This window comes from Sulfuricurvum sp., assembly GCF_028688295.1.
Taxonomy (GTDB): domain Bacteria; phylum Campylobacterota; class Campylobacteria; order Campylobacterales; family Sulfurimonadaceae; genus Sulfuricurvum.
The window spans coordinates 1-7,827 of the sequence record NZ_JAQTYM010000085.1 but is presented as its reverse complement, the minus strand read 5'-3'; the positions used below and the strand labels follow the sequence as shown (position 1 = coordinate 7,827).

The window sequence follows — 7,827 nt, the reverse complement described above, 5'->3', positions numbered from 1 at the left end:
ATTAATCATAAAATTAAGAAAGAACAAAAACTCCCCTTTAATAAAAAAGGAAGATATTGCAAGGATTAGATTAAATCACATCCACATCTTCCAACACACTTAACTCTTCGATCACCTTGTTATCCACCCGTATCGCCGAATCGATGACGACGTCGGCGAGTTTCGAGACGATGGTGAGTTTGATCTCACGGCGTCCCGGATGACGGCGGACGAGGGTATAGAGTTTCTCTAACGTCTCAAGGTTGTCACTGAGGCGGATACGCAGTTGTAACGGTTCTTGCGGCGGGAGGTTTTCGACGATTTTGGTCTCTACTTTTTTCGCCTCTTTTTTCGCTTCGTTGAGGGTCATGATTTTGGTGACGCTGATGCGGGTGAACATCTCGGTATGGGTTACTTTGACCTTGAACGCAATCGGCTCATCGAGATCCATCGCTTCAAGTTGCTCTACCCTGTCACTAAAGAGCATCACTTCGATATTGCCGTGGAAGTCCATCAAACTGACAAGTCCGAACATGGACCCTTTTTTCGACATCTTTTTCGTGATCGTTTCGACTTTACCGATAAAGATGGCAGTGGAACCGTCCTCGATGTTTTCCACTTCGGATGATAGGGTATAGTTGATCGCGTCGATTTGCTCACGGAAGTTATCGAGTGGATGACCGGAGACGTAGAAGCCGAGAGTATCTTTCTCGAAATCGAGGAGGGTTTTAAGATCAAACTCTTCCATATTTTTGAGACTCAGTTCGACCGCCGTCACCTCTTCATCATCCCCGAAAAGGCTGAATTGGGCATCTTTTTTGAGGGACGAGCCTTTTTTAGCCGTTTCGACGAGGGTTTCGACCTGCTCCAACAACGCACGTCGGGAGTAGCCGAAATGATCTAATCCCCCCGCTTTGATGATGCACTCGATCACCCGTTTGTTCACTTTTTGAGGCTCGATACGGTTGGTGAAGTCTTGGATATCTTTGAACTCCCCCTCACTCCGTGCTTCGAGGATCGACTCGACCGCCGCTTCCCCGACCCCTTTGATCGCTCCTAGACCGAATAGGATTTGATCCTGATCGTCTTTGGTAATCGCGGAGAATTCGAGCTGTGAGTGGTTGATATCGGGAGCGCCGAGGAAGATCTTCATCCGTTTGGCTTCGTCGATGTATTTGACGACTTTGTCGGTGTTGTCTTTTTCCGACGTGAGAAGTGCCGCCATAAACTCTTGCGGGTAGTAGGTTTTGAGCCACGCGGTTTGGAACGTTACCATCGCGTACGCCGCCGAGTGGGATTTGTTGAACCCGTATCCGGCAAATTTTTCGATCAGGTCGAAGAGTTCAGAGGCTTTTTGGTAGTCTAGCCCCTGTTGCTGCGCCCCTTCACTAAACTCACGGTTGTATTTTTGCATCTCTTCGAGTTTTTTCTTACCCATCGCACGACGAACGATGTCCGCTCCGCCGAGGCTCATCCCCCCGATAGTTTGAACAATCTGCATAACCTGCTCTTGGTAAACGATGACCCCATAGGTTGGTTTTAGGATCGGCTCCAGTGCGGCAAACACGTACGTGATCGCCTGACGACCGTGTTTACGTTCGATAAAGTCATCCAACATCCCCGATTCCATCGGTCCCGGTCGATAGAGGGCGAGTACCGCAATCAAATCCTCGAACACGCTGGGTTTGAGCCGTTTGTTCAAATCCTGCATCCCCGAACTCTCGATTTGGAACATCCCGATCGTGTCACCGCTTTGGATAATCTCGTACACTTTCGGGTCATTCTCATCGATTTTATGCCAGTTCACCTCGACGTCGTACCGTTTTTTAATCAGTTTGATCGCGTTGTCGATAACGTCGAGGGTTTTAAGACCCAAGAAGTCGAATTTGATCAGGTCGATGTCTTCGAGATAGTTGAGCGAATACTGAGTGACAAACGTCTCCTCCCCCGAGGGCTTGTAGATCGGGGTTTTCTTCCAGAGGGGTTCGTTGCTGATTACGACTCCCGCCGCGTGCATCCCCGCATTGCGTTTAAGCCCTTCAAGCTTTTTCGAAAACTCCCACACCCGCGCTATCTGCGGATCACTATCGATCAGTTCGGAAATCTTCGGCTCTTTTTGGAACGCTCCGGGTTTGAACTCTCCCCCTTTGGTTTTACCGTTGAGGGTGATTCCTAACTCATCGGGAATCAGTTTGGCCATCATGTCGGCTTGTGAGAGGGGCATCTCCAAAACACGCGCAACATCGCGGATAACCCCTTTGGCTAACAGTGAACCGAACGTGATGATCTGCGCGACTTGCTCACGCCCGTATTTGCGAACGACGTAATCGATGATCTCACCGCGACGTGCTTGCATAAAGTCCATATCGATATCGGGCATCGATACCCGTTCAGGATTGAGAAAACGCTCAAAGAGGAGGTCGTATTTCATCGGATCGATATCGGTAATCTCAAGACTATAGGCGACAAGGCTCCCCGCCGCCGATCCCCGCCCCGGTCCTACGGCAATCCCCATCCGTTTTGCTTCACGGACGAAATCCCAAACGATAAGCATATAGCCGGGGAATTTCATCTGATTGATAACTTGCATCTCAAACTCTAGCCGCTCACGATATTCGGTATGACGCTCACTCGGAACGTGTTCGAGGCGTAATTCCAAACCAATTCGGCAACGGTGGATAAAGTACTCCGAATCCTCTTCGATAGTTAGCCCCTCTTCGAGAGCGTATTCGGTCGTAAACTTAAAATTCGGCGGGGTCGGGTTTCCGAGTTTCAGTTCCAACTGACACTTCTCAACGATCTCTTGGGTGTTATAAAGCGCCTCTGGGATATCGGCAAACAATCGTGCCATCTGCTCGGGAGATTTGATATAAAACTCATGGACGGAGTGGCGCATACGCTTGGGGTCATCGTAGAGTTTATTCATCCCGATACACATAAACGCTTCGTGATACTGGGCATCACCCGCATAGGTGTAGTGGGTGTCGTTGGTGGCGATGAGTTTGATATTCGTCTCTTGGGAAATACGGATCACCTGCTCGTCGATAAAAAGCTGATCGGCAATCCCATGGCGCATAATCTCCATGTAGAAATCATCCCCGAAAATCTCTTTATACTCCAATGCAATCCGTTTCGCCTCATCGTATCCTAACGCCCCGTTTTTAACGTTACGCTCGCTGTTGGTATTGAGATGCCAATTCACCTCCCCTTGCAAACACGCCGAAGTACAAATGATCCCCTCGCAGTTCTCGCGAAGGAGCTGTTTGTTGATACGGGGAAAGTAGTAAAAGCCGTTGATATAGGCTTGGGATGAGAGGTACATGAGGTTTTTATAACCCGCTTCGTTTTTGGCAAACAAACAAACGTGAAAACGCTGTTTGATCGTCTTATCCCCCAAATCTTCACCGTTATGGATGTACGCTTCCATCCCTATGATCGGTTTAAGCCCCGCTCCGCGCATCTGCTGATAAAAATCAATCGCTCCGAACATATTCCCGTGATCGCTCATCGCCACCGAGGTCATCCCCAGCTCTTTTACCCGTGAGGCTAAGGCGGATATTTTGTTTGCACCATCAAGTAAAGAGTATTCAGTATGGAGATGAAGATGGGTAAACGGGGGAACTGTGCTCATAAAAAAATGCCTTGAAAAAAAGTAAAAAGATTATAATGTCTAAAGGGTAAAGGGGAGCTTTTAAATTCGTTTAGAGAGCAACCGATTCAGTCCGTCCGCAAACGCCCTTACCGTCTTTTCTCCGATAGCACTCGGGCCGCCTGTGATCTCTCCGTTGTTACGTAGCTCCTCCATCAGATTGCGCATCGCTAGAAGGTGTTTGATGTTGTTCTCATCATAAATCGTCCCGCGCGGATCGAGCCCGACTGAGCCTTTGGTCACGATCCGATCTGCCAGAGGGATATCCGCCGTGATAACAATATCACACGCTTCACACAGCTCAGCGATACGATGATCGGCTTCATCGGGACCTTGTGCTACCACCTCCATCGAAACATGGTAAACGTCGGGAATTCCGATACGCTTGTTTGCGATAAAAATAGTGGTAATTTGACGTTTTAAAACCGCACGAAGGAGGATCTCTTTGAGGGCATTAGGAAATGCATCGGCGTCAACGAGAATTTTCATTTACCCAAGTCGCTTAGTGAGGCTTATTTTATAAGCATCAAGATCAAAATTCTCGATTCGGGCTACACCGCTTTTCACCGCCGCTTCTGCCACACTGCCAGATACTTCGACGATAAGCCGTTTATCAAACGGTTTAGGGATAATATACTCACGACCAAATTCCAACGTTGTTCCATAGAGTGCATTGAGATACTCCGGTATCTCTTGGCGTGTCAATGCTGCCAATGCATGAGAAGCGGCTACTTTCATCTCCATATTAATCGTTTTAGCTCTCACATCCATCGCTCCGCGAAAGATAAAAGGGAAACCGAGAACGTTGTTCACTTGGTTCGGATAATCGCTCCGTCCGGTTGCAATAATCGCATCAAGACGCACAGCGCGAACCTCATCAGGAAAAAGTTCCGGAGTCGGATTGGCAAGGGTAAAGATTATCGGATTGGGAGCCATTTTGGAGATATCTTCCACCGTAAAACTCCCCGGAGCTGATAATCCGACAACGACATCAGCATGTTCAAATGCCTGAGAAAGTGTCATCCCCTCAGGAGCCACGAATTCGAGTTTTTGTGCGTTTAGATCGCTGCGCCCCGCATGGATAAGCCCTTTTGAATCAGACATATAAATCTCACGAACCCCCATAAAACGGTAAATCCGTCCACAGCTGATTGCCGCAGCACCTGCCCCTACGATAACAATTCTCATCGTTTCCAAGGACCGTCCTGTGATCTGTGCAGCATTAATAATACCCGCGAGTGAAATCACCGCCGTACCATGCTGATCATCATGCATTACAGGGATATCGAGACGCTCGATCAGACGACGCTCGATATCAAAACACTCAGGGGCTTTGATATCTTCGAGATTAATCCCACCAAATGTTGGAGCGATGGCGGCAACCGTATCACAAAAACGGTCAATATCGGTCTCATCAACTTCGATATCGTACGCATCAAGATCACTAAATTTTTTAAAAAGGATCGCTTTCCCCTCCATTACAGGCTTTGACGCCAACGCTCCGAGATTACCCAGCCCCAATACTGCCGTACCGTTTGAGATAACCCCAACGAGATTTCCTTTTGCCGTATAGCGATACGCATCCGCAGGATTTTTCTGAATCTCCAAACACGGAGCCGCAACTCCAGGAGAATACGCTAAACTCAAATCATTTTGAGTGACAAACGGTTTGGTTATCTGTGTTGCTATTTTTCCCGGTTGGGGATGTTCATGATAAACCAATGCTCTTTCATTTAATGCGCTGTCGTGACTCAATTATTCCCCTTTATTCTGAAATGCAGCGCACATAGGCGCTCTCAGTTTTGTTTACCGTAGCTACGGAACCCAATTTAAATCCAAGGATTAAACTAAACTTAATTGATGTTAATTTCATTTTACTTCCTATTAACTGTATAAAAATGATTTTGACAAAAAATCATATTTTTGTAAATTTTTATAGTCTGCATACATCTCTATTTAATTGATATTTTACTCAGAATAACATAAGATCATATTTCTAAGAAATATTTTTTGCATTGCTTTCAATAAGATGATCAGTTATTTTTTTGGAAATCTTTTTCATTCGCAAATTAAAATCATTACTCAATTCATTTAAAAAATAAAATTCTGGTTTGATAGATTCCGAATCTCTAAACTCTTGGGAGTCGAAAAGGAATTTTAAATATTTTGAAATGACTCCAATATCCGTCGTCTTTCTTTTCAAATGCCCCTTAAATGCTTCGTAGAATCTTTCCAGGTCTTCATCATCATAATTGACGTATGTCTCCATGTAGTACTGTTGTGCAAAATCTTTCTGAGATTTAAAAAGCTTTTTAATCCACTTCTTTAACTCTTGTTGCTTCAGTTCAACTTCATTCATTTTGTCCCCATTTGTCCCGATCAGTAATTCTATCATGTCATTAACCTAAATGCATGTTTAGGAATAAACTAAAAGGAGCCCAAATGGCTACCAAATCAAACCCTATGACAAAGGCTGCTCTTGCACGCATTCAGTCAAAAGAAGCCCGAATTAATGATGGTAAAGTTTCTAAAGATAGTTTCACAAGTCGCGCACAACGTGCAGCTGAACACAACGCATCAAAAGGAGGAAAAAATGGCTAAATCAGGCGGATGCACACCACCTAACGGACCAAGCACAACAGGAAATCCATCTGGAGGCGGTAGAGGTAATTGCTCTCCAAGAGGAAAATAATCAATAGGATAATGCTTCTGCTGCTGGTTCAGCAGCAGAAGCATTCGTATCCATGCATTCATTTGCCTTTGTTTCGAATGTTTTCAAAAAAGCAGAATAATTTTGTTTGTAATCTGCTGTGCTATATATCAGTTGAGTTTTTTCCAATGCACAAACACAAATCGCTTTTTTTTGAAAGAGGTATGAATACTGAAGAGGTCTTTGATCTTCGGAAATACAACTGTTCAAGATCAAATATTCATCGTTAATGGAATATCGATTGGGTGTATGACTTTGTGCCATTTTTTCGTTAGATAGATTGTCTTTCACTAAGTAATATTCTCCACCGACCGTACCAACCACACCCGATAGAAAAGCTACCGTAGTCGATATAACAATCCAGGGCTTTTTAATATATTTTGTAGGCTTACTATCTGACGTAAGTTCCTGTCCGCATTGGCAAGCTGTGGATTCTAAATATCCCGTCGTTACTTTCGAACATTTAGGACTAGGACAAAGTACTTCTATCTCATTATTCATATCAACACCTTTGATGGATAAAAATTCTTTCAAGAACATGACTTTTGAAGAACTTGATAAGCTCTTTCAGATGTTTGTACATTCCTCCAAGAGGAATCAAAATCAATACTTATCCCAAATGTTTATCTATTCCAACTCACTCACACAGCGAGTATAGATATCCTCTTTCATAGACACAGTGGCTACAGAGCCGAGTTTGAATCCGACCACAAAAGCCGAATTTTCGTTTAGAGTGTCACTCGTCCAATAATATCGCTGCATTACAGGGCCGAAATACTTCATATCTATGGTCGGACGGCTAAAACTATAGTCTACAGTACTATACATCTCATCGAGTGTTGGCAATCGCCAGCTTCTTCCCCCCAATGAGAGATTTTGACACATCTCAACCGCACCTTCATATGTATATTTTGCTTTTTTATCGGTTGCATCGAGCGAATGCCAGAGTAAACTATTTTGTGCATCTTTTGTCCCAAGCTTCTCAAGCGTATAGTTCCGTATTTGCTTTGGCGGCGGAGCATCGGTACAGATTGCGGCTATTTTTTTGTTTTCCGGAGATGGTGTGACATTCCGTTCTTTGGCATAATACGCCAATCCTACATGCGCTAGAACTCCCCCGTCCCCTTCACTACCAGTACCGATAATCGCTTCACCCGTCATAATATTGGTCGCAGACCAATAGCTGAATCCCGGTACAAATGGAGTCGCGCTAGGAAGATTGAAAATCTCCTCTATTTGCATTGGCCGCCATCCATGCTCACGGCAGTAATTTGAAACACCCTCTTGCGTGTATTCTTCACTCTCTGATAGAAAAACTCCCGCATTGAGCGAAGTCGCAACCATCAAAATCAAAAACAGACTAACGTTTTTCACACTATGCCACCATTCCATGAATGTTAATCACTCTTTATGTCACTGAAGTAGAAATTATTCTTGATTCTCAAGGCACTTATGTACCTTTTACTTCAGCATAATATAATTTTATTTC

7 protein-coding genes are annotated in these 7,827 nt (G+C 44.8%); 1 reads left to right on the top strand and 6 read right to left on the bottom strand.

Annotated features, from left to right (window positions below; all coding sequences use genetic code 11):
• Window positions 1-70 precede the first annotated feature (70 nt).
• The 4 genes from dnaE to PHR02_RS12215 form a co-directional block, all read right to left on the bottom strand.
• A complete protein-coding gene (gene dnaE, locus PHR02_RS12230) occupies window positions 71-3,610 on the bottom strand; it encodes a DNA polymerase III subunit alpha (RefSeq protein WP_299992428.1) in 3,540 nt (1,179 codons plus the stop codon).
• Window positions 3,611-3,670: 60 nt separating this feature from the next.
• Complete coding sequence (locus tag PHR02_RS12225) at window positions 3,671-4,117, bottom strand: DUF188 domain-containing protein (protein ID WP_299992426.1); 447 nt, start codon at window positions 4,115-4,117, stop codon at window positions 3,671-3,673.
• Window positions 4,118-5,383 carry a malic enzyme-like NAD(P)-binding protein gene (locus tag PHR02_RS12220; protein ID WP_299992424.1) on the bottom strand — a complete coding sequence of 422 codons (1,266 nt, stop codon included), beginning with the start codon at window positions 5,381-5,383 and terminating at the stop codon, window positions 4,118-4,120.
• A gap of 241 nt (window positions 5,384-5,624) precedes the next feature.
• Window positions 5,625-5,987 carry a hypothetical protein gene (locus PHR02_RS12215; protein WP_299992422.1) on the bottom strand — a complete coding sequence of 121 codons (363 nt, stop codon included), beginning with the start codon at window positions 5,985-5,987 and terminating at the stop codon, window positions 5,625-5,627.
• Between the two features lie 83 nt (window positions 5,988-6,070).
• Between PHR02_RS12215 and PHR02_RS12210 the strand changes: the two genes are divergently transcribed.
• Entirely contained in the window at window positions 6,071-6,229 is a 159-nt protein-coding gene (locus PHR02_RS12210) for a hypothetical protein (RefSeq protein ID WP_299992421.1), read from the top strand.
• 91 nt (window positions 6,230-6,320) lie between these two features.
• On the opposite strand, the gene PHR02_RS12205 is transcribed toward PHR02_RS12210, so the two are convergent.
• Complete coding sequence (locus tag PHR02_RS12205) at window positions 6,321-6,872, bottom strand: hypothetical protein (protein ID WP_299992419.1); 552 nt, start codon at window positions 6,870-6,872, stop codon at window positions 6,321-6,323.
• A 93-nt stretch (window positions 6,873-6,965) separates the two neighbouring features.
• A complete protein-coding gene (locus PHR02_RS12200; RefSeq protein ID WP_299992417.1) occupies window positions 6,966-7,712 on the bottom strand; it encodes a DUF1566 domain-containing protein in 747 nt (248 codons plus the stop codon).
• Window positions 7,713-7,827 lie beyond the last annotated feature (115 nt).